The sequence below is a fragment of the Diaphorobacter sp. LI3 genome, assembly GCF_022807955.1.
Lineage (GTDB): Bacteria > Pseudomonadota > Gammaproteobacteria > Burkholderiales > Burkholderiaceae_C > Diaphorobacter > Diaphorobacter nitroreducens.
This window is the reverse complement of the sequence record NZ_CP094346.1, coordinates 2,351,097-2,373,860: the sequence shown is the minus strand read 5'-3', so window position 1 is coordinate 2,373,860 and position 22,764 is coordinate 2,351,097. Positions and strand designations below refer to the sequence as shown.

18 protein-coding genes are annotated in these 22,764 nt (G+C 69.4%); 8 read left to right on the top strand and 10 right to left on the bottom strand.

What is annotated here, in order from left to right:
• Nucleotides 1–5: 5 nt before the first annotated feature.
• Entirely contained in the window at nucleotides 6–245 is a 240-nt protein-coding gene (locus tag MRB47_RS11015; RefSeq protein ID WP_015913363.1) for a hypothetical protein, read from the bottom strand.
• 153 nt (nucleotides 246–398) lie between these two features.
• A complete protein-coding gene (gene msrA / locus MRB47_RS11010; RefSeq protein ID WP_011805273.1) occupies nucleotides 399–944 on the bottom strand; it encodes a peptide-methionine (S)-S-oxide reductase MsrA in 546 nt (181 codons plus the stop codon).
• A gap of 131 nt (nucleotides 945–1,075) precedes the next feature.
• Between msrA and MRB47_RS11005 the strand changes: the two genes are divergently transcribed.
• The 4 genes from MRB47_RS11005 to MRB47_RS10990 all read left to right on the top strand — a co-directional run bounded on the left by MRB47_RS11005 (nucleotide 1,076) and on the right by MRB47_RS10990 (nucleotide 4,280).
• Nucleotides 1,076–1,738, top strand: coding sequence for a TetR/AcrR family transcriptional regulator (locus MRB47_RS11005; RefSeq protein WP_088886759.1), 663 nt, complete (start codon nucleotides 1,076–1,078; stop codon nucleotides 1,736–1,738).
• Between the two features lie 47 nt (nucleotides 1,739–1,785).
• Nucleotides 1,786–2,496 (top strand): protein-L-isoaspartate O-methyltransferase family protein, encoded by a 711-nt coding sequence (locus tag MRB47_RS11000; protein WP_252100692.1) that lies wholly within the window; start codon nucleotides 1,786–1,788, stop codon nucleotides 2,494–2,496.
• Between the two features lie 31 nt (nucleotides 2,497–2,527).
• Nucleotides 2,528–2,866 carry a rhodanese-like domain-containing protein gene (locus tag MRB47_RS10995; RefSeq protein WP_011805270.1) on the top strand — a complete coding sequence of 113 codons (339 nt, stop codon included), beginning with the start codon at nucleotides 2,528–2,530 and terminating at the stop codon, nucleotides 2,864–2,866.
• A gap of 70 nt (nucleotides 2,867–2,936) precedes the next feature.
• Nucleotides 2,937–4,280, top strand: a complete 1,344-nt coding sequence (locus MRB47_RS10990; RefSeq protein WP_252100691.1) for a TolC family outer membrane protein — start codon at nucleotides 2,937–2,939, stop codon at nucleotides 4,278–4,280.
• Nucleotides 4,281–4,631: 351 nt separating this feature from the next.
• On the opposite strand, the gene MRB47_RS10985 is transcribed toward MRB47_RS10990, so the two are convergent.
• The 5 genes from MRB47_RS10985 to MRB47_RS10965 form a co-directional block, all read right to left on the bottom strand.
• Nucleotides 4,632–5,213, bottom strand: coding sequence for a dihydrofolate reductase family protein (locus MRB47_RS10985; protein WP_252100690.1), 582 nt, complete (start codon nucleotides 5,211–5,213; stop codon nucleotides 4,632–4,634).
• 44 nt (nucleotides 5,214–5,257) lie between these two features.
• Nucleotides 5,258–5,611: a DUF3147 family protein gene (locus MRB47_RS10980; RefSeq protein WP_011805267.1), complete on the bottom strand. Its 354-nt coding sequence runs from the start codon at nucleotides 5,609–5,611 to the stop codon at nucleotides 5,258–5,260.
• 6 nt (nucleotides 5,612–5,617) lie between these two features.
• Nucleotides 5,618–8,323, bottom strand: coding sequence for a bifunctional acetate--CoA ligase family protein/GNAT family N-acetyltransferase (locus MRB47_RS10975; RefSeq protein WP_015913357.1), 2,706 nt, complete (start codon nucleotides 8,321–8,323; stop codon nucleotides 5,618–5,620).
• A gap of 113 nt (nucleotides 8,324–8,436) precedes the next feature.
• Complete coding sequence (locus MRB47_RS10970) at nucleotides 8,437–9,798, bottom strand: 3-deoxy-D-manno-octulosonic acid transferase (protein WP_252100689.1); 1,362 nt, start codon at nucleotides 9,796–9,798, stop codon at nucleotides 8,437–8,439.
• 20 nt (nucleotides 9,799–9,818) lie between these two features.
• A complete protein-coding gene (locus MRB47_RS10965; RefSeq protein WP_252100688.1) occupies nucleotides 9,819–11,207 on the bottom strand; it encodes a phosphomannomutase/phosphoglucomutase in 1,389 nt (462 codons plus the stop codon).
• A gap of 195 nt (nucleotides 11,208–11,402) precedes the next feature.
• On the opposite strand from MRB47_RS10965, the gene MRB47_RS10960 reads away from it, so the two are divergent.
• From MRB47_RS10960 to MRB47_RS10945, 4 genes are all read left to right on the top strand, one after another.
• Nucleotides 11,403–12,956, top strand: coding sequence for a DNA-3-methyladenine glycosylase 2 family protein (locus tag MRB47_RS10960; RefSeq protein ID WP_252100687.1), 1,554 nt, complete (start codon nucleotides 11,403–11,405; stop codon nucleotides 12,954–12,956).
• A 60-nt stretch (nucleotides 12,957–13,016) separates the two neighbouring features.
• Nucleotides 13,017–13,565: a methylated-DNA--[protein]-cysteine S-methyltransferase gene (locus MRB47_RS10955; RefSeq protein ID WP_220637421.1), complete on the top strand. Its 549-nt coding sequence runs from the start codon at nucleotides 13,017–13,019 to the stop codon at nucleotides 13,563–13,565.
• Nucleotides 13,562–14,500 (top strand): DMT family transporter, encoded by a 939-nt coding sequence (locus MRB47_RS10950; RefSeq protein ID WP_123676714.1) that lies wholly within the window; start codon nucleotides 13,562–13,564, stop codon nucleotides 14,498–14,500. Before MRB47_RS10955 ends, MRB47_RS10950 begins: the two co-directional genes overlap by 4 nt.
• 225 nt (nucleotides 14,501–14,725) lie before the next feature.
• Complete coding sequence (locus MRB47_RS10945; protein WP_252100686.1) at nucleotides 14,726–18,610, top strand: EAL domain-containing protein; 3,885 nt, start codon at nucleotides 14,726–14,728, stop codon at nucleotides 18,608–18,610.
• Nucleotides 18,611–18,698: 88 nt separating this feature from the next.
• Here MRB47_RS10945 and MRB47_RS10940 read toward each other — a convergent pair whose 3' ends face one another.
• The 3 genes from MRB47_RS10940 to MRB47_RS10930 all read right to left on the bottom strand — a co-directional run bounded on the left by MRB47_RS10940 (nucleotide 18,699) and on the right by MRB47_RS10930 (nucleotide 22,758).
• A complete protein-coding gene (locus MRB47_RS10940; protein ID WP_047349565.1) occupies nucleotides 18,699–20,594 on the bottom strand; it encodes a propionate--CoA ligase in 1,896 nt (631 codons plus the stop codon).
• Nucleotides 20,595–20,798: 204 nt separating this feature from the next.
• Entirely contained in the window at nucleotides 20,799–21,404 is a 606-nt protein-coding gene (locus MRB47_RS10935) for an isochorismatase family protein (RefSeq protein WP_252100685.1), read from the bottom strand.
• Between the two features lie 163 nt (nucleotides 21,405–21,567).
• Entirely contained in the window at nucleotides 21,568–22,758 is a 1,191-nt protein-coding gene (locus MRB47_RS10930) for a PQQ-dependent sugar dehydrogenase (protein ID WP_411275687.1), read from the bottom strand.
• Nucleotides 22,759–22,764 lie beyond the last annotated feature (6 nt).

Below are 22,764 nucleotides of genomic sequence, written 5' to 3'. Positions count from 1 at the left end.
AGTCGTCAGTGGGCGTGCTTCATGCCGCAGTACTTGCCGATCGCCAGGTTCTTGCAGGCGGCCTGCAATTCCTTGCGGCAGGTTTCTTCGCCCTTGCCGGATTCCAAGCACTTGGCAGCGGCCTCGTGCGCCGCGGCCATGGCGCGGTGGCGCTCGATGTCGACCTTGGTCTGCTGCGCGGTGTGCTCCTGCGCGTGCGCGACGGCGGCGCAGCCCAGCAGCAGGGTGGCGAGCCAGGGTTTCATGGGTTGCTTCCTCCAAAGTAACACCGCGCTGCTGTTGCGGCGCGGGCCCGGGAGGATAGCGCAGGAACCCGCGGGGATTCCCAAAAGGCTGCGCGGATGCGCCGCTTTGGGAAGGCGGTGGACCCGCTGGCGGCGACCTGGGCCGCACAGCGGTCAGGCGCCGGGCTTGAGGTGCCGTGCGAAGGTCTTGCGGAACTTCTCCACCTTCGGCCCCACGACGAAGGCGCAATAGCCCTGGTTGGGGTGGTTGCGGTAGTAGTCCTGGTGGTAGTCCTCCGCGGGCCAGTAGTTCACCAGGGGCGCCACCTCGGTCACCACGGGCGCGCCAAAGAGCTTGTCCTGCCCCATCTGGCGCAACAGCTCTTCGGCCACGTCCTGGTGTGCGGGGTCGGTGAAGTAGATGGCGCTGCGGTACTGCGTGCCCACGTCGTTGCCCTGGCGGTTGAGGGTGGTGGGGTCGTGCGTGGCGAAGAAGATCTCCAGAATCTCGCGCACGCCGATCTGCGCGGGGTCGAAGGTCACGCGCACCACCTCGGCGTGGCCGGTCGTGCCGCTGCACACCTGCTCGTAGGTGGGCTCGGCTACGTCGCCATTGGCATAGCCGCTTTGCACGTCGGTCACGCCACGCACGCGGTCGAACACGGCTTCGGTGCACCAGAAGCACCCGCCGCCGAGGGTGATGGACTGCAGATCGGACATGGGATTGCGCCTCATGAAGGGAATGAAAGCCTCATCATAGAAATGAAGCGAAGGCGCCGTCCCGAAGTCTGCCCTTGCGTTGACGGGGGCAAGGCGGGTTGCTATATTACTAACCAGTCAGTCAGTAATTTATGGCCGCCCTCCCCCCAGTCCCCGAATCGTCCGAACCCCCGCGCCGTGGCCGCCGCAAGGAAGCCCGGCCCGGTGAATTGCTGGACGCTGCCCTGGACCTGTTCGTGGAAAAAGGGTTCGCCGCCACCCGGGTGGACGAGGTCGCCGCGCGCGCGGGCGTGTCCAAGGGCACGCTGTTCCTCTACTTCCCCAGCAAGGAAGACCTTTTCAAGGCCGTGGTGCGCAAGAACATTGCGGGCCGCTTCCCTGAATGGGACCTGGAGATGGAAACCTTCGAGGGCACGAGCAGCGAACTGGTGCAGTACTGCTTTCAGACGTGGTGGGAGCGCGTGGGCTCCACCAAGGCATCGGGCCTGGGCAAGCTCATGCTGAGCGAGGCCAACAACTTCCCGGAGATCGCTGAGTTCTACCGCCGGGAGGTCGTGGAACCCGGCCACCGCCTGATCCGCCGCATCCTGCAGCGCGGCATGGACCGTGGCGAGTTCCGCCCGCTGGATCTGGACCATGCCGTCTACCTGGTGCTGGCGCCCTTGATGTTCCTGATGTTCTCGCAGCCTTCGCTGTCGCTGTGCATCCCGAACCCTGACACGTTCTCCGCGCAGGAGTACATCCGCCTGCAGGCCGAGAACGTCTTGCAGGGGCTGTGCGTGCGGCCGACCTAGAATCAGGGGTTTGTCTGAACCACAGTGACCCGCCTCCGGAGTACCCCATGAACATGCCTCTGAACACGTCCGCTGACATTTGCGATCCTACCGAGCAGGCCCGCTACAACATGGTCGAGCAGCAGATCCGCCCGTGGAATGTGCTGGACGAGGCGGTGCTGGAGCTGCTGGCCACCGTGTGCCGCGAGGAGTTCGTGCCTCCGGCCTACCAGGGTGCCGCCTTCATCGACACGCAGATCCCGCTGAACCCCTCGGTGGAAGAGGCCGAGCGCCTGGGGCAGGTGATGCTGGCGCCGCGCGTGGATGCGCGCATGCTGCAGGATCTGCAGGTGCAATCCACCGACCGCGTGCTGGAGATCGGCGCGGGCTCGGGCTACATGGCCGCGCTGCTGGCCGCGCGCGCCGAGCGCGTGGTGTCGCTGGAGATCGTCCCGGAGCTGGCCGAGTTCGCCCGCGAGAACCTGCGCAGTGCCGGCGTGGACAACGCCGAGGTGCGCCAGTCCGACGGCGCGCTGGACCCCATCCCCGATGGTCCGTTCGATGTGATCGTGCTCAGCGGCTCGGTGGCCGAGATTCCCCAGCGCCTGCTGGGCCTGCTGCGCGACGGCGGCCGCCTGGGCGCCTTCGTGGGCCACACGCCGATGATGCGCGCCACGTTCGTGCGCCGCCAAGGTGACCGGTACGAGACCACTCAACCCTGGGATGTGGTGGTGCCGCGCCTGCGCCACTTCCCGGAGCCGACCCGCTTCAAGTTCTGACACCCCTTCAGCGTCCTTCAGGAACCTTTGCATGATCGACCACGTGCGCCCTGCCCAACTGGCCGACTGGCTGACCGCTAACGCCGGCAGCCGCCCGCTGGTGCTGGACGTGCGTGAGCCGTGGGAGCTGCAGACCGCCAGCGTGACGCCCCAGGGGTTTGAGCTCGTGGCCATCCCCATGGGGGAGCTGGCCGCACGGCTGGATGAACTGGACCCCGCCCGCCCTGTGGCCTGCTTGTGCCACCACGGCATGCGCAGCCTGCGGGTGGCGGGCTTCCTGGCGCACCAGGGCTTCGACCAGGTGGCCAATATCACGGGCGGCATCGAGGCCTGGTCGCATGAGCGCGACCCGGCGGTGCCCCGGTATTGAGCCACCACGGACGTCGCCCGGCGTGCTGCAGCCTTCCCATTGATCACCGCAGACCTTCCTGAAGAACGCCATGACATCACTGCAACGGTTGCTCTCCGTTTCCCTCGCCGTGGGCGCCTGCGCGCTGGGCGCCCTGCCCGCGCAGGCGCAGAGCCTGTCCACGCTGGTGGAATGGGCGCGCAGCTATGACGCCCCGTGGCAGGCCGCGCAGGCACAGTTGCAGGCCGCCGACAGCCGTGCCGAGCAGGCGCGCGCAGGCCTGCTGCCCAGCGCCGCGCTGAACGGGGGCGTGACCTACGCCCGCACCGACCTGACCCGTGGCCCCCTGCCCCCGCTGGACCTGCACGCCCCTACCCAGACCGTGGGCGTGGTGGCCTCGCAGCCGCTGTACCGGCCGGCCAACCGCATCGGCTTCGAGCAGGGGCAGCGCGGGATCGACATTGCCCGCGCGCAGCGTGACGGGGCCGAGCAGGACCTGCTGGTGCGCGTGAGCCAGGCGTATTTCGATGTGCTGGCCGCCCAGGACACCCTGACCTTCGTGCAGGCCCAAAAAGCTGCCGTGGCCGAACAACTGGCCGCGGCCAAGCGCAATTTCGAGGTCGGCACCGCCACGGTGACCGACGAGCGCGAGGCCCAGGCGCGGCACGACCTGGTGTTGGCCCAGGAGATCGCGGCCGAGAACGACCTGCACGTCAAGCGCCTGGCACTGGAGCACACCGTGGGCCGCCCGGGCCTGACCCCGCTGCCCCTGGCCCAGCCGGTGCAGCTGCCCGCGGTGCAGCCGGCCGATGTGAACAGCTGGGTGCACGTCGCGGAAGATCAGCAGCCCCAGGTGCGCCAGGCGGCCATCGCGCTGGACGTGGCGCGTCTGGAAACCGCCAAGGCCGAGACCGGCCACCTGCCCACGGTGGACCTGCAGGCGGGCTACAGCGTGCAGCGCACGCCCAACGGCACCGTCACCATGCCGGGCGTGCACTCCCGCGCCAACGTCGCCAGCGTGGGTGTGGCGCTCAACCTGCCGCTGTTCGCGGGCTTCGCGGTGCAAAACCGGGTGAAGGAAACCCTGTCGCTGGAAGACAAGGCGCGCGCCGACTTGGACCATGCGCGCCGCAACGTGGCCCAGGCCACGCGCGCCGCGTTCTTCGGCGTGCAGTCGGGCCAGAGCCAGGTGCGGGCGCTGCAGGCGGCCGAGGCGTCCACCCAGAGCGCGCTGGAAGCCAACCAGCTGGGCTACGAGGTGGGCGTGCGCATCAACATCGACGTGCTCAACGCCCAGAGCCAGCTCTACCAGACCAAGCGCGACCTGGCCGTGGCACGCTACAACGTGCTCATGGGCACGCTGCGCCTCAAGCAGGCCGCCGGCACCTTGTCCATGGACGACGTGGTGGCGGTGGACAGCCTGCTGAGTCGCTGACACCCTGCGATACCCACCGCTATTGCTATATAAACAATAGCTGCTTGCGCTTGGTGGATAAGCGCTAGAGGTCTAGGGCCTGTTCACACTATTTTTGCCAGTGCGAATGGCGTGAAAACCGCGCCAATCTAGGCGCGTGACGACGCCAAGGCCGGGGCCTTGGCTAGGAGGGCAACGACGAATGGCGCGGTTTTCACTCCGTTCCCTCCGGGTTGCGATCAAAAAGGGCCATTCGCGGCGTTGCCAAGCCTCGCTGGGGTAGCACCCCAGCTTCGTTTGGCGCCTTGCGCCTGGCCCTTTTTGATCGCAACGCATCTGGCAAAAATAGTGTGAACAGGCCCTAAAAGACCATCATTCGCGGTCAAGGTCCGCCGGGTCACTCGTCCGGTTCACGGCATAACGCAGCTCCACCATGCCCGTCCCCAGGGGCTGTGCGTCAAGCAGGCGCAACGCGGTGCCGGGCAGCCGGCGCGGAAACAGCGGCTTGCCCCGTCCCAGCGTGATCGAGCCCACCTGCAGGATCAGCTCGTCCAGCAAGCCAGCGTCGTAGAACTGGCCGGCAAGGTCCCCGCCGCCAACCACCCAGAGGTTCTTCGTCCCCGCGGCCAAGCGCATGGCCGCGTGCACCGGCCGCACGTCGCCCTGCACGAAGCGGATGTCCGCCCCGTCGATGCCCGGCAGGCGGCGCGAGGAGAAAACCCAGGCGGGCTGCGTGTAGGGCCAGGCGGAGCCCGTTTCGGCGCGCACGGCGTCCGCGTTGCGCAGCATCCATTCGTAGGTGGATGACCCCATGGCCAGGGCACCCACCTGCGCGATGAAGGCGCGATAGCTGGATTCCTCCAGGCTGCCCAGGGTGAAAAGCCAATCCAGCGAGTCGTCTTCCGTGGCGAGGAAGCCGTCCAGGCTGGTGGCGGTGAAATACTGGGTTTTCATGGACGGTTTATAGCGCGTGGGCCGTCCCGCAAAGCTCTGCAGGGTCAGGGCAGCAACTCGACGCCCAGCGGCCGCACGGCGAGCGCGAACAGGCCGAAGCAGACCACGGTGATGGCTGCGCTGGCCAGCAGGGTCAGGCCGAACCCTATGCGCGGCAGCAGCCAGGGGAAGGCCAAAAACATGGGCAGCGTGGGGACCACGTACCAGAACGTGTACCAGGCGTGGTTGGCGATTTTTTCCTGCGGCTGCTTTTCCACGTACAGCCAGACCAGCGCGAGGAACGTCACCAGCGGCAGCGCCGCCAGCAATGCGCCCAGCTTGTCGCTGCGCTTGGCTGCTTCGGACACGGCGACCACCACCGCCGCGGTGATCAGGTATTTGGTGACGAGCCAGCCCATCGGTTTTTACAGTTGGTGCACCACCAGGCGGAATTCTGGGTCGTCCTCGAAGGTGCGCACCTCGAAGCCCAGGCGCCGCATCAGCTTGAGCATGGTCGGGTTGTTGGCCAGCACCAGGCCCTGGATCTCGGCCAGGCCGCGATCGCGCGCCACGTCCATGATGCTGAGCATCAGGCGCGAGCCCAACCCTTTGCCGGCGAAGTCGTCGGCCACCAGCAACGCGAACTCGCAGCTCGTCTGGTCGGGGTTGGTCACGTAGCGCGACACGCCCACGATGCGCTCCTTGTGGCTCACCTCGCCCTCCTCGTCCACCACGCGCTCGCGGTGCACAGCCACCAGGGCCATCTCGCGGTCGTAGTCGATGAGGGTGAAACGCGCCAGCATGGAAGGCGGCAGCTCGGCCAACTGCGACACGAAGCGGAAGTAGCGGCTCTCGGGCGACAGTTCCTTGACCAGACGCTGCACCATCTGCGCATCGTCCGGACGGATCGGGCGCACCAGGTACTCACCCCCGCCGCGCAGCGGCCACACCGCCTCATAGCGCGCCGGATACGGCAGGATGGAGAGGTGGCCGTAGTGCCCGTAGCCGGCCACCTCGCCGCGCGAGCCGCCCTGGGCCGTTTCATGGATGACGATGCGCGCGTCCACGGCCACGGCGCCCTGCTCGTCCACGATCAGGGGGTTGATGTCCATCTCGCGCAGCTGGGGCAGCGCGCAGACCATCTCGGACACGCGCAGCAGCACCTGCTCCAGCCCTTCCAGGTCCACGGCGGTGGCGCCGCGCCATTCGCCCAGCGTCTCGGCCACGCGCGAGCGGTCGATGAGCCGCCGCGCCAGGAATTGGTTGAGCGGCGGCAATTCCATCGCGCGGTCGTTGATGAGCTCGATCATCGTGCCGCCGGCGCCAAAGGTGATCACCGGGCCGAAGGGCTCGTCGCTGACCAGGCCGATGCAGGTTTCGCGCCCGCGGCGCCCGCGTGCCATCTTCTGCACCGTTACGCCGTTGATGCGCGCGCCGGGCTGTACCCGCGCCACACGCTGCACCATGTCGGTGTAGGCATCGCGCGCGGCCGATCCGTTGTGCACATTCAGCGCCACGCCGCCTACGTCGGACTTGTGCGCGATGTCGGGCGAATCGATCTTGAGCGCCACGGGGAAGCCGAGCTGCGTGGCGATCATCATCGCCTCGTGGCTGCTGCGCGCCAGCAGCGTCTTGGTCACCGGGATGTGGAAGGCCGCCAGCAGCGTCTTGGACTCCATCTCGGTCAGCACGTTGCGCCGCTCGGCCAGCACGCTCTCGATCACCAGGCGCGCGCCCTCGATGTCGGGCTTGGACAGCGTCGTGAGCGGCGGCGGTGTCTGCTGCAAAAGCTGCTGGTTCTGGTAGAACGAGGCGATGTTGCCGAAGGCGCCTACCGCGGCTTCGGGCGTTCGGAAGGTGGGAATCTGCGCGGCCCGCAGGATGCGGCGCGCCGGCACCACCGAGGCGTCGCCCATCCAGCACGACAGCAAGGGCTTGGAGGCCAGGCGCTTGGCATCGGCCAGCACGGTGGCCACGGCTTCGGCGTCTGCGCCCGCCTTGGGCGAGAAGATGGCCAGCAGGCCATCGATCTGCTTGTCACGGAACGCCGCCTCCAGCGCCAGGCGATAGTGCTCCGGCCCCGCTTCTTCCGACAGATCGATCAGATCAGCCAGCGAGGCCAGCGGCGGCAGCTTGGGCGCCAACGCAGCGCAGGTCTCGGGCGAAAAGCGGCCCAGGTCCAGGCCGATCTCGTTCTCCCAGTCGGCCGCCAGCACGCCGGGGCCGCCGCCGTTGGTGATGATGGCCAGGCGCTTGCCTACGGGCCGGTAGCGCGAGGCCAGGCACTTGGCGGCCGAGAACAGCTCCACGAACGAGCGCACGCGCACGGCGCCCGCGCGGCGCAGCGCGGCGTCGAACACATCGTCGCTGCCAACGATGGCGGCGCTGTGCGTCTGCGCTGCCTCGTTGCCTGCAGGCTTGCGCCCCGCCTTGAGCACCACCACCGGCTTGGCATAGGCCGCCGATCGCAGGGCGCTCATGAATCGGCGCGCATTCTGGATGCCCTCCATGTAGACCACGATGCTCTGCGTGCGCGCATCGTTGGCCAGGAAGTCCAGCGCCTCGCTCAGCCCCACGTCGGTGTGCGGGCCCAGCGAGATCACGCTGGAAAAGCCCACCGCGTTGTTGCTGGCCCAATCCAGGATGGACGAGGTGAGCGCGCCCGACTGGCACACCAGTGCCAGCGACCCCTCGCGCGCCAGCGGCCCCGCGGCGCTGGCATTCAATTGCAGCGACGGCCGCTGCATGCCCAGCGAATTGGGCCCCAGCAGGTGGATGCCCTCGCGACGCGCGATCTTGCGCAGCTGCTCGGCCAGTTGCGCATCCACGCCGTTGGACAGCACCAGTGCCGAGCGGCAGTTGATGCGCCCCGCCACCTCCAGCGCGGCGGGAAGGTCCTGCGGCGGCTGGGCGATGATGGCCAGGTCCGCACGCGTCTGCGCCAGGTCGGCCAGCGTGCCGCTGGTATGGATGTCCAGGTAGGTGAGCGTGCCCGTGAAGCGCTGGGCGGCCAGCGCCTCGCGCAGCACCTTGGCCTGGGGCGTGTGCGTATCGGGCGCATCGGCGTTGCCGGCCAGCACGACGATGGAGCTGGGCGTGAACAGGGGCGTGAGGTAGTGCTTGTCCATCATGATGGAGCGATTCTCTGCCATCCCGGCATTGCTTGGCGAGACAGGCAACGCCGGCGGCTTGCGCTGTGTCAGCGCCCTCGCAGTCGTGATCGCAGGAAACGCGGGCGGACCGCTCAGTCGGGACGGTCGTCCACGGCCTCGCGCAGGCGCTGCAGGACGGCCAGGGCCGTGTCCAGGGCCGCGCCGCGGTGCTCCTCGGTGAACGCCACGCAGCGCTCGGACAGCGCCCTCCGCCGCTGCGGGTCCTGCGCCAGGGCGGCCGCGGCGGCCACGCCCTCGGCCATGTCGGCCACGCGCAGGGCGGCGCCAGCGTCGATGGCCAGGCGCGCGGCCTCGGCAAAGTTGAAGGTGTGCGGGCCCATGACCACGGGGCAGCCGCCTGCCGCGGCCTCGATGAGGTTCTGCCCGCCCAGCGGCGCAAAGCTGCCTCCCAGCAGCGCCACGTGGGCCAGACCGTAATACAGCGCCATCTCGCCCAGCGAGTCGCCCAGCCACACATCGGCGCTGTCCGGCTGCGCGGTCCACTGGCTGCGCCGCGACACGCGCAGGCCGGCGGCCTCGCACAGGCGCTGCACCTCGTCAAAACGCTGGGGGTGGCGCGGGACCACCAACCACTGCACGGATTGATTCACTCCTGAATCAATAGCTGCTGGCGCTTGATTGGCGGGCGCTAGAGGCGTTTTTTGCTTCAAAACCTCCAGCCACATGGCCTCTTCGCCCTCGCGGCTGCTGGCCAGCAGCACCACCGGTCGGGCGCTGGCGGCGCGCCACGCGCGGCCCTGCGCCTGCAGGGCGGGTGACGGCACCACGTCGAACTTCAGGTTGCCGAAGACTCCTGCCACATGCGCGCCGACGTCGCGCAGGCGGGCGGCGTCGTCTTCGGTCTGCGCCCACACGGCCGACAGGCCGGCGTAGGCCGGGCGCGACAGCCAGCCCAGCCGGCGCGCGCCGGCGCGCGACTTTTCGTTGAGCCGCGCGTTGGCCAGCACCAGCGGGATGCGCCGCCGGCGGCAGGCCGCGACGAGGTTGGGCCAGATCTCCGTCTCCATAAGGATGCCGATAGACGGGCGGAACTGCCGCAGAAAGCGCCGCACGGCCCCGGGCGTGTCCCAGGGCTGCCACACCTGCACGTCGCCGGGCAGCAGCAGCTTTTCGCCCTCGGCCCGGCCCGTGGCCGTGCCGTGGGTGAGCAGCAGGCGCATGCCGGGCAGCAACGGGCGCAGTTCCTTCAGCAGGATGGCCGCCGCGCGTGTCTCCCCCAGGGAGACGGCGTGGATCCAGATGAACTGCTCGTCGGCTTCGGTCTCCGATGACGGCGACAGGCTGTCCATGGGCGGCGGGTAGTGGCCGAAGCGCTCGGGCACGGCCACGGCGTAGCCGGGCTCGGTGAGCGCACGGCGGCGCAGCTTGCGCAGCAGCAGCGGCGTGGCCAGCCACACGGCCAGGCTGTAGAGCCACAGGATGACTTGGTGCATGCCGCCCGCGCTGCCCGCGATCAGTGCGCGGCGCCGCCCACCTGGGCGCCGGGCTTCACGCGTTCCAGCAGCGCCAGCATGGCGGCTTCGATGCGCTGCAGCGCGGCGTCGGTGTGGCCCTCGAAGCGCAGCACCAGCACCGGCGTGGTGTTGCTGGCGCGGATCAGGCCAAAGCCATCGGGCCAGTCCACGCGCAGGCCGTCGATGGTGCTGATGCGGGCCGGTGGCGCAAACGCGTCGGCCGCTAGCGCCTGCAACTCGGCCGTCAGGCGATGGGGCTCGCCCTCCTCGCAATGCACGTTGAGTTCGGGCGTGGAATGGCTCGTGGGCAGGGCGTTCAGCACGGCGCTGGGGTCGGCATGGCGGCTCAGGATTTCCAGCAGGCGGCAGCCTGCATACGTGCCGTCGTCAAAACCGAACCAGCGTTCCTTGAAGAAGATGTGGCCGCTCATCTCGCCGCCCAGGGGCGCGTCAAGCTCTTTCATGCGTGCCTTGATGAGCGAATGGCCGGTCTTGTACATCTGCGGCTGGCCGCCCGCGGCCTCGATGGCGGGCGCCAGGCGCTGCGTGCACTTCACGTCGAACAGGATGGGTGCGCCCGGCACGCGCGAGAGCACATCCTGGGCGAACAGCATCATCTGCCGGTCGGGGAAGATGTTCTGGCCGTCCTTGGTCACGATGCCCAGGCGGTCGCCGTCGCCGTCGAAGGCCAGGCCCAGTTCGGCGTCGCTGCTCTTCAAGGCCTCGATCACGTCGCGCAGGTTGTCAGGCTTGCTGGGGTCGGGGTGGTGGTTGGGGAAGTTGCCGTCCACCTCGGAGAACAGCTCGATCACCTCGCAGCCCAATGCACGGAAGATGCCGGGCGCCGACGCGCCGGCGATGCCGTTGCCGCTGTCCACCACGATCTTCATGGGCCGCGCGAGCTTCACGTCGCCCACGATGCGTTGCACGTAGGCGGGCAGCACGTCCTCATGGCGCACGTGGCCCCCTTCGTGCAGTTGCCAGCTCTGCTGCTCCATGGTGCGGCGTAACTGCTGGATTTCCTCGCCGTAGATCGCGCGACCGGCCAGCACCATCTTGAAGCCGTTGTAGTCCTTGGGGTTGTGGCTGCCCGTGACCTGGATGCCGCTGGCGCATAGCGTGCTGGCTGCGAAGTACAGCAGGGGCGTGGTGCTCATGCCGATGTCGATGACCTCGATGCCCGCGTCCACCAGGCCCTGGATCAGCGCGGCCGAGAGCGCGGGGCCCGACAGGCGCCCGTCGCGTCCCACAGCCACCGTACGCTCGCCCTGCGCGAGTGCGGCGGTGCCAAAGGCCCGGCCGAGGGCACGGGCCACGTCGTCGTTGAGCGTGCTGGGCACGATGCCGCGGATGTCGTAGGCCTTGAAGATCGCGGGAGAAAGCTGCACAGGGGATTCCTTGGAGATAGGGGCGGGACCGGGAGGTCCGCCGTCCAGGCAAGGCCGGCAGGAAGGCCGGCAGAGAGGCCGGAATTGTAGGCCCGGTCCAGGCGCGCCCTTGTCAGCCGGGGGCCCAACTGAGGCCGGCCAGGCGCATGTCCGAAAACGGCCAGTAGAACGGCTGCGCGTGCCTATCATGGCCCCATGCCCGACGTTCTTCATTCCCCTGCTCCACCCGCCAGCACCGCCTCTGCGGCCGACGACGACGAGGCCCGCTACCTGGCCCTGCGGGCCCGGGATGCGCGTTTTGACGGACGGTTCTTCACCGGCGTGACCTCCACCGGAATCTACTGCCGTCCCGTCTGTGCCGTACGCACGCCCCGGCGCGAAAACTGCCGTTTTTTCACGCTGGCGGCGCAGGCCGAGAGTGCCGGCTTTCGCCCCTGCCTGCGCTGCCGGCCCGAGCTGGCGCCGCAGGCGCTGGCCTGGTCGGTGCAGGACGCATCGGGCATCCTCGTGCGCCAGGCGCTGCGGATGCTGGATGCGCCGCAGTCCTGGGGCGCGTGCGAAAGCGGCGCCGTGGTGGCGCAGCTGGCCGCGCGCCTGGGCGTGAGCGACCGGCACCTGCGCCGCATCTTCGAGGCCGCGCTGGGCATCTCGCCGCTGCAGTACCTGCAGACGCGCCGGCTGCTGGCGGCCAAGCAGTTGCTGACCGATACCGATCTGCCCGTCACCCAGGTGGCGCTGGCCAGCGGCTTTGCCAGCGTGCGCCGCTTCAACGCGGCTTTCAATACCCACTACGGACTCAATCCCACCCAGTTGCGCCGGCAAGGCGCCGCATCCGATGGGGTACAGGCAGGCGCTCGAGCGGTGCGTCTGGGCCTGCGCCCGCCCTACGACACGGCCGCGCTGATGGGCTTTCTGGCGGCCCGGCAGATCCACGGCATGGAGAGCATCCGCACCGGGCCGGGGGCGCAGATTCTGCGCAGAACGGTGCGGCTGGCAAGCGCGGGCACCGTTTTCACCGGCTGGCTGGAAGCCGGCTTCGATGACGGGCGCCCCCAGCTGTGGCTGCGCGTCAGCGACGGCCTGCAGCCCGTGCTGCCGCAGCTCATCGCGCGGGTGCGCGCATTGTTCGACCTGGACGCGGACCCGCAGGCCATCAACGCGGTGCTGCACCCCTCCTTCCCGGAGGGCGACGGCCTGCGTGTGCCGGGCGCGTTCGACGGCTTCGAGCTGGCGGTGCGCGCCGTGCTGGGCCAGCAGATCACGGTGGCCGCCGCGCGCACACTGGCGCAGCGGCTGGTGGAACGCTTTGGCGAGCCCATCGCCACGCCATGGCCAGACCTGCATCGGCTGTTTCCCACACCGGCCGCTCTTGCCGGGGCAGAAGGGGACGCACTGGGCAGCCTGGGCATCGTGCGCCAGCGGCAGGCCGCCATCGTGACGCTTGCGCAGGCCGTGGACGCGGGAACGCTGCTGCTGGATGCCAGCGCCGACGTACCCGCCACGCTGGACGCGCTGCGTGCCCTGCCCGGTATTGGCGACTGGACGGCGCAGTACATCGCCATGCGCGCCCTGCGCTGGCCCGACGCCTTTCCGGCCGGGGACGTGGCGCTGCACAAGGCGCTGGGTGTGCAGGGCCAGCCGCAACCCGCGCGCGCCGCCACCGAGGCAGCGCGCGCCTGGCGCCCCTGGCGCAGCTATGGCGTGCTGCGCGCGTGGAGTGGTTTGGCTCTGGCGCTATCAGACCAATAGCTGCCGGCGCTGGGTGCGCCTGCGCAAAAGGCAAATTTCGCGTTTAATGAAGGATTCACCATGCAATACCCCCGCGACACCGTGCAAAGCCGCATCGCAACGGCCCTGGGCGACGTGCGTCTGGCCGCCAGCGCCAAAGGCCTGGTCGGGCTCTGGTTCGACGGCCAGCGCCACCAGCCTGCGCAACTGGATGCCGCGCCCGCGTGGCCCACAGACCATGCCCATCCCGTGCTGCGCGCGGCGGCCCAGCAACTGCAGCAGTTTCTGCGGGGCGAACGCACGCGGTTCGATCTGCCGCTGGACCTGTCGGGCGGCACACCCTTCCAGCAGGCCGTGTGGCAGGCGTTGCTGGCCGTTCCGCACGGCGCCACCACCAGCTATGGCGCGCTGGCACGCCAGATCGGCCGGCCTACCGCGGTGCGTGCCGTGGGCGCGGCCGTGGGCCGCAACCCCCTCAGCGTCGTCGTGCCCTGCCACCGCGCCGTCGGCAGTGCGGGCGCCCTCACCGGCTACGCGGGGGGGCTGCCGCGCAAGAAGGCGCTGCTGGCGCTGGAGTCGGGCCCGCAAGCCCGCGCCGTTCCCTTCACCCCTCTATTGAATTTCGCATGACAGCACCACACACGAGCGCTGAGGCCCTCTCCCCCCCCGCGCCCGCCTGGGTGGGCGAGTTCGTGCTGCTGTCCAGCTTGTGGGGGGCGTCGTTCCTCTTCATGCGCCTGGGCGCGGCCGAGTTCGGCCCGCTGCCCATGGCCGGGCTGCGCGTGCTGATGGCCGCCCTGTTCCTCTGGCCCTTCCTGCTGCACCGGGGCGAATGGCCCGCGCTGCGGCGCCACTGGCGGCCCGTGCTGTTCGCCGGGCTCATCAACTCGGCGATTCCGTTCGCGCTGTTCGCCTGGGCGGTGATGCACATAGCCACCGGGCTGACATCGATTCTTAATGCGACGGTGCCGCTGTTCGGCGCGCTGGTGGCCTGGCTGTGGCTGGGCGACCGCATCAGCCGGCTGCGCTGGGCGGGGCTGGCGCTGGGCTTCGTCGGCGTGGCGCTGCTGGCCTGGCGCGCACCGGCTGGCGTGGGCGCCAGCGGCAGCCAGGCGGGCTGGGCCATCGCGGCGTGCCTGCTGGCGTCCACCTGCTATGCGGTGGCCGCCAGTTACGCACGGCGCTACCTGGTGGGCATTCCGCCACTGGCCACGGCCACGGGCAGCCAGGTGGGCGCGGCGCTCGGGCTGGCCCTGCCCATGTGGTGGGCCTGGCCCGCGCAGACGCCGAGCCTGCGCGCCTGGGCGGCCATCGCCGCCATTGCCGTGCTGTGCACGGGCATTGCGTACATCCTCTACTTTCGCCTGATTGCCAATGCCGGCCCCAGCCGGGCGCTGGCCGTGACTTTCCTGGCGCCCGTGTTCGCAGTGTTCTACGGCGCGGTGTTTCTGGGCGAAGCGGTGACGCCGTGGATGCTGGGCTGCGGCGTGGTCATTGCGTGCGGCACGGCGCTCTCCACGGGGTTGGTGGGCGGCGCGGTGCGGCCGGGTACAAAGGCGCCCTGACGCGCCGCGGCAGGGTTTCACCCGACGCCTGCGGGTCCGCTGCGCGACGCGCGGCACGCACATGGACCGCCGGGCGCAATACACTCTGAAACATGTCGCCTTGCGCCCTCGCCGTATTCCCTGCCGTTGCACGCATCCCCGGGCCGCGGCCCGCGGGCGCTGCGCCATTGCGCCAGGACGGCGGGGACCGCAGGGGCGACCAGCGCGCGGATGCACAGGAGGGATATGCCCACTGAGGTGTTCCTCTCTGGCATCGTGCACCTGCTGCTGATCGCCGGGGCGACCGCGCTGCCGCAATCCGTCCTGCTGCAACCCTCGCGCGGCGTGCGCATCGCGCTGGGCCTGGTGGCCGGGGCTGCGTCGACGCTGGTGGCCCTGCAGGGCATGCCGCTAGACGCGCCCGGGGTGGCGTACATCCACCCGCCCATCATCGTTTCCGCCGCGTTCCTGTTCGGGCCGTTGTGCGGTGGCGTGGCCGCAGTGGCTGCGCTGGCCAGCGGCTGGCTGGACGCGCCGGCCCACTGGGGCGCCATGATCAGCCTGTCCGCGGCCTGCTGGGTGATGGGCTGCCTGGCGTGGCTGCTGGGGCGCTCGACACGCTTGACGGCGATATCGCTGGTGGTCGCGCTCACCGTGCTGGTGCCGCCCGCGCTGCTGCCCTGGACCGAGACGGCCAGCGCCCTCGCCGCGCAGGAGGGATCGGCCCCGTGGCAGGGCATTCCCTGGCGCTACGCCTTCGGCGTGGTGGCGCTGTGCGGCGCCGTCGAGCTGTTGCGTGCGCGGGCCCGGTCGCTGCAGACGCTGGGACAGCACGAGGACGAGCTGCTGCGCGTGCTCAAGGCCTCGGGCGGCGGGCGTTGGGAATGGGATCTGCGCAACAGCCGCTTTACCTACCACGGGCGCTTTTACCGGGCTTTTGGCCTGGCCAACAGCCCCGACGACGAGGACTTCACACCGCTGCGCGCCTTCGATGTGCGCGAGTCATGGCAACGCTGGAACGCCCGGCGCCACCCCGACGACCGCGAGCGCCTGGGTGCGTACCTGCAGCGCGTGCAGGACGGACTGGAAGAGAGCTTCCATGCCGAGTCGCGCATGCGCGATGACGAGGGCCACTGGCGCTGGGTGGTCTCGCGCGGGCACGCGGTGGAGCGCGACTCCGCCGGCCGGGTGCTGCGCATGGCCGGCATTGACCTGGACATCACCGAGCACCACGAGATGCGCGACGCGCTGCGCGTATCCGAAGCCAAATACACCACCGTCTACCAGACGCTGCCCGACGCCGCGGGCATCACCCGGCTGTCCGACGGGTGCTACCTGGATGTGAACCCTGCGTTCGAGCGGCTGCTGGGCAAGCCGCGCGACCAGATTTTGGGGCGTTCGTCCATGGAACTGGGCGTGTGGGGCGACACGCAGGAGCGCGCCCGCCTCACCGAGGCGCTGCGCAACCAGGGCGAGGTCCGCGGCCTGCCAATGACGGCGCTGCGCGACGGCGCCGAAGTGCCGGGCCTCATGTCGGGACGGGTGTCGCGCATTGAGGGCGAGGACTGCCTGGTCTTCGTGTTCCACGACATGACGCAGGAGCGCCGTGTGCGCGATGAATTGCTCGCCGCCAACCGCCTGCTGCGCCAAGCGGGCTGGATGGCGCGGCTGGGCGTGTGGGAGGAAGAGCCGGGCAAGGGCATCACCTATTGGTCCGACGTGTGCTTCGACATCCACGGGCTGGACCCGGGCACGCCGCTGCCGCGCGACTATGTGCAGCAGTTCGTCGCACCCGTCTGGCGGGAAGCCATGCACGCAGCCCTGCGCGACTGCCTGCGCAAGCGCACTGTGTGGAGCCAGGAGATCGAGATCCTGCGCGCCGATGGGCGCCTGGTCTGGGTGCGCGTGCGCGGGGAGCCCATCATCGAGGGCGACCGCGTGGTGCGCGTGCGCGGCATCCTGCAGGACATCGACGAGCCGCGCCGCGCGGCGCAGCGGCTGCGTTCTTCCGAAGAACGGCTGGCGCGCATCTTCCAGCTGCTGCCCTACCCGCTGGGGTTCTCGCGCCGCGAGGACGGCACCTACCTCGACGTGAATCCGGCGTGGGAGCAGGCCCTGGGCTACACCCGCCAGGAAGCCGTGGGGCGCACGGTGGTGGAACTGGGCATCTACTCCGCCCCCACCCGCGCGGCGCTGCTGGAGGCGGCGACGGCCGAAGGGCAGCTCGTGGGCTACGAGTTGGAACTGACCACGCGCGGCGGCGACAAGCGCACCGTGCTGCAGTCCATGAGCCCCATCGAGGTGAACGGCGAGGCCTGCTGGCTGTTCGGCCTGCACGACATCACCGAGCGCAAGCAGACCGAACAGCGCGTACGCGAACGCGAGGAACTGCTGTCGCTCACCATCGAGGCGGCGGCGCTGGGCCTGTGGGACTGGAACCTGCACAGCGGCGAAGTCACGGGCGACGCGCGCTGGCGCGCCATGTACGGACTGGCGCCGGTGGAGACCGGGGCCAGCGCTGCCGTGCACTGGGCGTCGGGTATCACGCCGGAAGACATCGACGTGGTCACCCAGGAGCTGCAGCGCCACCTGCAGGAGCCGCACAAACCGTTCGACGTGACCTGCGAGGTGCTTGCCCCCCAGGGCGACGGCCGCTGGATCCGCAGCGTGGGCAAGGTGGTGGCGTACGACGCCGCCGGGCAGCCCGCGCGCATGGTGGGCATGTCCATCGACGTGAGCAGCCAGCGCCAGCAGGAGCGGCAACTGGAGCGCATGGCCCATTACGACGCACTCACCGGCCTGCCCAACCGGGTGATGCTGGAGCGGCGGCTGCGCGCAGGCATGGAGCACAGCCGTGCGCGCGGCCAGCAATTGGGCGTGGCCTACCTGGACCTGGACGGCTTCAAGCCCGTCAACGACCGCCTGGGCCACGCGGCGGGCGACCGGCTGCTGGTGGTGGTGGCCGAGCGGCTCAAGCGCGCCCTGCGCCTGAGCGACTCAGTGGCGCGGCTGGGCGGGGACGAGTTCGTGATCCTGCTGTCGGGCTTGGCCCATGCCGAGGAATGCGAGCGGCGCCTGCATACGGTGATGGAGAGCGTCGCGGCCCCGTACACGCTGGACGGCGAGCGCGTGCTGGTCACCGCCAGCATCGGCTACACCCTTTACCCCGACGATGAGGCCGACGCCGACACCCTGCTGCGCCATGCCGACCAGGCCATGTACGCGGCCAAGCAGGCGGGGCGCAACCGCTTCCATGGCTTTGACGCCGCCGAGGAGCGCGCCCGGCAACTGCGGCGCGAGCAGTGCGGCGAACTGCTGCGCGCGCTGCAGCGCGGCGAACTGACACTGTTCCTGCAGCCCAAAGTGGACATGCGGCTGGGCACCGTGGTGGGGGCCGAGGCCCTGGCCCGCTGGCAGCACCCCGAGCGCGGCCTGCTGTCGCCCGTGCATTTCCTGCACCTCATCGAAGGGCATGCCGAGCTGCAGATGCGTTTTGGCGAATGGGTGGTGGACACCGCGCTGCAGCAGATCGCCCGCCTGATGGCGCAGGGTCTGGAACTGCCCGTCAGCATCAACATCACGCCCGAGCACCTGCACCGCCGGGGCTTTGCGGACTGGATGGCGTTGCGCCTGGCGCAGCACCCCGCGGTGCCGGCGCGGCTGCTGGCCATCGAGCTCACCGAAAGCGCCGCGCTCTACGACATCGACCACGTGGCGCGGGAGCTGACCAGACTGCGCGCGCTGGGCATGCAGATCTCGTTCGACGACTTCGGCACGGGCTACTCGTCGCTGGCGTACCTGCGCCGCCTGCCCATGGACCACCTCAAGCTGGACCGCAGCTTCGTCGCCGGCATGCTGGGCGATGCGGGCGACCGGGCCATCGTGCAGGGCGTGATCGGCCTGGCGCACTCCTTTGGCTGCGGCATCGTGGCCGAAGGGGTGGAAACGGTGGAGCAAGGCCTGGCGCTGCTGCAGATGGGCTGCCACCATGCGCAGGGCTACTGCATCGCCATGCCCATGCCCGTGGAGCAATTCATGGACTGGGCGAAGGCCTGGCAGGCCCCCGCACCATGGCGCGCCACAAGCCAGGCCGCCGCGCCCGTACCACCGGCGGCGGCGATAGCCGCTTGATGGCGTATCGAATCAAGCAATAAAAAAGCTTCCAGCGCCCGTCCAACAAGCGCTAGAAGCTATCAAATCGAGAGCAAATTGCCGCCCGTCAGCCCAGCAGTTCCTTGATCTGCTGCAGCGCGACGGGGTCTTCCATGGTGGTCAGGTCGCCCGTGTCGCGGCGCTCGGCCACGGCCTGCAGGGCGCGGCGCAGCAGCTTGCCGCTGCGGGTCTTGGGCAGCATCGTCACGAACAGCACGCGCGCCGGGCGGGCCACGGCGCCCAGTTGGGTATCGACCTGCTTCATCACCTCGCCTTCCAGCTTCAGGCGCGCGGCCTCGTCGGTAAGGCCCGAGGCATCGCGCGGCACCGCGAAGGCCATCGCGACCTGGCCTTTCAGCGCGTCGGCCACGCCCACCACGGCCACCTCGGCCACATTGGGGTGGCCGGCGATGCATTCCTCGATCTCGCGCGTGCCCAGGCGGTGGCCGGCCACGTTGATCACGTCGTCGGTGCGGCCCAGGATGAAGTAGTAGCCGTCGGCATCGCGGATGCCCCAGTCAAACGTGCTGTAGACCAGCCGGCCGGGAATGCTCTTCCAGTAGGTGTTGACGAAGCGATCATCGTTGCGCCACACGGTCTGCAGGCAGCCAGGGGGCAACGGCCCCTCGATGGCCACCACGCCCTTCTGGTTGGGCTGGGTCAGCTCCTCGCCCGTGGCCTCGTCGATCAGCTGAACGTTGTAGCCGTACACGGCCTTGCCCGGGCTGCCGAAGCGCGAGGTTTGCTTCTGCACGCCGTTGCACAGCGTGAGGATGGGCCAGCCGGTCTCGGTCTGCCAGTAGTTGTCGATGATGGGCACCTGCAGCGCGTCGCTGATCCACTGGGCCGTGGGCTCGTCCAGGGGCTCGCCCGCCAGCCACAGCGCCTTCAGGCTGCGGATGTCGTATTTCTTCAGGTAGGCCGGGTCCTGCTTCTTGAGCACGCGCACCGCCGTGGGGGCCGAGAACATGTGCGTGACCCGGTATTTCTCGACGATGCTCCACCAGATGCCCGCGTCGGGCCGCACCGGCAGGCCTTCGTACAGGATGGTGGTCATGCCGGCAATCAGCGGGCCGTAGATGATGTAGCTGTGGCCCACCACCCAGCCGATGTCGCTGGTGCAGAAATAGGTGTCGCCCGGCTGTGCCTCGAAGATGTGGCGCATGCTGGACGCCAGCGCCACGGTGTAGCCGCCCGTGTCGCGCTGCACGCCCTTGGGCTTGCCGGTGGTGCCGCTGGTGTACAGGGTGTAGCTGGGCTGCGTGGCGTCCACCCAGATGCAGGGCACCTGTGCATCCATGTGCCGCGCGCGCAGTGCCGCCCAGTCGTGGTCGCGGCCCGCGCGCATGGCGGCGGGCGCGAGGCCCCGGTCCACCAGCAGCACGGCCGCGGGCTTGTGGGCCGACAGTTCGATGGCCTCGTCCAGCAGCGGCTTGTAGGGCACCACCTTGCCGCCGCGCGAGCCCGCATCGGCGCTCACGATCACCGTGGGCTCGGCGTCCTCGATGCGCGAAGCCAGCGACGACGACGCGAACCCACCGAACACCACCGAATGGATGGCCCCGATGCGCGCGCACGCCAGCATGGCGAACGCCGCCTCGGCAATCATGGGCATGTAGATCAGCACGCGGTCGCCCTGGCGCACGCCCAGCGTCTGCAGGCTGGCGGCCATGCGCTGCACTTCCTGGTGCAGCTCGGCGTAGGTGTAGGCGCGCTCGGTATTGGTTTCGGTGGAGATGGCCACCAGCGCGTTTTGCAGCGGGCGCTCCGCCAGGTGGCGGTCCACCGCGTTGTGGCACAGGTTGGTGGTGCCGCCCACGAACCACTTGGCGAACGGCGGGTTGCTCCAGTCGCAGATCTGCTGCGGCGGCTGCTGCCAGTCGATCAGGCGAGCCTGCTCGGCCCAGAAGGCGTCGCGCTCGTCGATGGAGCGGCGGTAGAACTCGGCATAGTCGGCGGCCATGGTGCTGTCTCCTTGGAATCCTCCGCGCCGACGTGGCGCGGGTCGGTGGTTATCCAAAATTCATAATTATTCATGCCGCGCTTGCGGGAAGCTGACGCGGTCGCAGACGCGGTCCTTGACGCGGCGCTCGCCGCACCCTCTACGCCCCACCTTTGCGCTTCACTATTCATAGCTGTTTGCGCTTGGTGGGTGTGCCTGAGAGGCCTATTTGACCAAGGCCAGCATCTCCTTGAATGCCGGGTGCTCGCAGCTGCGCAGCCACTCGAAGGCCACCATCTCGGTGGTTACCAGCTCGGCGCCGGCGCCGGCCAGTCGGTCGAAGGCGGCGTCGCGGTTGCGCTCCGTGCGCGAGCTGCAGGCGTCCGTCACCACCCATACCTCGAACTCATCCTCCAGCAGGTCGAGCGCCGTCTGCAGCAGGCAGACATGGGCCTCGCAGCCGGCCACCACGATGCTGGCGCGCTCCGGCGCCTGGGGCTCGCGGCCCTTTTGCAGGTGCTTGGGCAGGCTGCGCGCATTGCCGCCCTGGGGCTTGGCGGGCGGGCGCAGCCACTCGCCCAGGCCCTCCTCGGTGGCGCTGAAGTGCATCTTGGACAAGGTGCGCTGGCACAGCGCGCGCAACGCGGCGTCGTTGGGTCCCAGGCGCGAGGGGTTCTGCTCCGTGCCCCACACCGGCACGTCCATCAGCCTGGCAATCTGCGCCAGCCTGCGCGCGTTGGCCAGCACGGCTTCTGACTCGAAGATGGCGGGCATCAGGCGTTCCTGGTAATCCACGAGAACGAGTTGGGATTCGGAGGCGTCAAGCAGCATGGCGGTCATCGTTGTTCAGTCGGGCGGTCATTGTCGCAGGCGCTACGGGTAGCAGCGGGGCAACGGCGCGCAAGTTCCCCGTGCGCCCCGTGTCCCGCTTCGGGCACAGGGGTGCCCCCTTGGCGCCGGTCCCGCACCGCGGCGCGTCCTCGCGCAGGCGTGTTCAACGTTGCCTCAGGCGCAGCAACTGCCCGTCCGGGCTGTCGGTGAGCAAGTACAACCAACCGTCCGGCCCCTGGCGCACGTCGCGGATGCGCGCGCCCAGGCCGTCCAGCAGGTACTCGTCGCGCACCACCTGCGCGCCCTGCAGCTCCAGCCGGTGCAGCCGTGCGAACTTGAGAGAACCCACGAACAGGCTCCCCTTCCAAGCCGTGCCGTACCGGTCGCTGGTGAGAAAGGCCATCCCCGACGGCGCGATCGACGGCACCCAGTAATGCAGCGGCTGCTCCATGCCGGCCTTGGCCGTGCCCTCGCCGATCTTGCCGCCGCCATAGTTTTCGCCATAGGTGATCACCGGCCAGCCGTAGTTGCGGCCTGCTTCGGGGCGGTTGATCTCGTCGCCCCCTTGCGCGCCGTGCTCATGGATCCACAGCCGGCCGTCCGGCCCCCAGGCCGCTCCCTGGGGGTTGCGGTGGCCCCAGCTCCAGATCTCCGGCAGCGCGCCCGCGCGGCCCGCCAGCGGGTTGCCGGGCGCCGCGCCGCCCGTGGGCGCTATGCGCACGACCTTGCCCAGGTGGTTGTCCAGGCGCTGGGCGTCCTCCTTGCGGCCGTAGCGCTCGCCCAGCGTGAGAAACAGATGGCCGTCCGGCGCCTGCACGATGCGGCAGCCAAAGTGCAACTGGCTCGCCACCTTGGGACGTTGGCTGAAGAGCACTTTCACGTCCTGCAGCGCCGCCGCGTCCGGCGCCAGCGTAGCGCTGGCCAGGGCCGTGCTGTTGCCGCCGCCCTTCGGTGCGGGTTCGGAATAGCAAAAGAAGATGCGCCGGTTGCGCGCGAAGTCCGCATCGGTGATCACATCCAGCAGGCCGCCCTGCCCGCCCGCCGCCACTTGTGGCAACCCGGCCAGCGGCGGCCCCAGGCGCCCGTCGGCCTCTACCACGCGCAGGCGGCCGGGCCGCTCGGTGACGAGGAAGCGCCCGCTCGGCAAGAAGGCCAGGCCCCACGGATGGCTCAGGCCCGAAGCCACTACCTCCGCCGACGCCTCACCGCGCGCGGGCACGGGGTGTACGGGTGCGACCTCCTGGGAAAGCGCCTCGCCGCCCGCCAGTATGGCGGCAGAGGTCAATGCTATGTTAATAATAGCTGCTAGCGCTCTTCCAGTATGGATTGCAGGCACTTTTGACACAGAGTTCATGGAAAG